This window comes from Micromonospora sp. LOL_024, from assembly GCF_048060415.1.
Classification (GTDB): Bacteria; Actinomycetota; Actinomycetes; order Mycobacteriales; family Micromonosporaceae; genus Micromonospora.
The window spans coordinates 1-1,041 of the sequence record NZ_JBHMIS010000148.1 but is presented as its reverse complement, the minus strand read 5'-3'; the positions used below and the strand labels follow the sequence as shown (position 1 = coordinate 1,041).

Annotated in this window: 1 protein-coding gene and 1 pseudogene; both read left to right on the top strand. The window is 68.5% G+C overall.

What is annotated here, in order from left to right:
- Positions 1–123 precede the first annotated feature (123 nt).
- Positions 124–300 (top strand): annotated as a pseudogene (locus tag ACFHWY_RS28625) (DUF6444 domain-containing protein); the annotation flags it as partial.
- A 24-nt stretch (positions 301–324) separates the two neighbouring features.
- Positions 325–1,041: IS66 family transposase (locus ACFHWY_RS28620; protein ID WP_416583347.1), on the top strand; the 717-nt coding region annotated here is incomplete at its 3' end.

Below are 1,041 nucleotides of genomic sequence, written 5' to 3'. Positions count from 1 at the left end.
GTACGTGTTCAGCTTGAGGTGAGTCGTTGATCGGGTCGCGGTGTCCATTGTGGCTGTGCTGGATGGCATGGTCTTCGGGTGTTCTCCCAGCCGCAGCAGCCTTCGTAAGAGGACCTGGTGGGGATGCTTGTCGAGCTGCGGGTCAGGGTTGAGCGGCTGGAGGCGGAGAACGCCGAGTTGCGGCGTCGGTTGGGGTTGAACTTGACGAACTCCTCCAAACCGCCGTTCTCGGAAGGGTTGGCCAAACCGAAACCGCGATCCGGGAAGGGTTCTGGTCGGCGGGCAGGTAGGCAGCCGGGTTCCCAGGGTTCGACACTTGCGCTGGTGGCGGACCCGGATCACACGGTGGTGCACCGACCGGAGCGGTGTGTGGACCCGGCCTGCGGCGCGGACTTGCGTCGGGCACCGGAGTTCGCCCGTCAGCGGCGGCAGGTGTTTGATCTGCCGGAGCCGAAGCTGGTGGTCACCGAGCATCAGGTCGTGGTGGTGTTGTGTGCCTGTGGGCAGGTCAGCCAGGGTGAGGTGCCGGCGGGGGTGACCGGCCGCGCCCAGTACGGGCCGGGCGTGAAGGCCGCCGCGGTGTATGGGCGTGGCGCGCAGTTCCTGCCGTGCGCGCGGGTCGCGGGGCTGCTGGGTGACCTGTGCGGCGCGCCCGTGTCGACCGGGTTCGTGTACGCGGTGGTCACCGAGGCGGCCCGCCGGCTGGGCCCGTTCACCTCGCACCTGGCCGCGTTGCTGCATGTGGAGCGGGTGTTGCACGTTGATGAGACCCCGGCCCGGGTCGATGGTGGGTTCAAGTACGTGCATGTGGCCTGCACCCCGATGCTGACGTCGTTTCATGTCGGCGGGCGTAGCAAGGCCGACATCGACGCCGATGGGGTGCTACCCGGCTTCGACGGCACCATCGTGCGCGACGGGTACGCCGCCTACCAGCACCTGAGCGACGCCGAGCATGCCTGGTGTGAGGCGCATCTGATCCGCGACCTACGCGGCGTCCACGAGCAGGATCCGGCCGGGCAGGCGTGGGCCGAGGTGATCGCC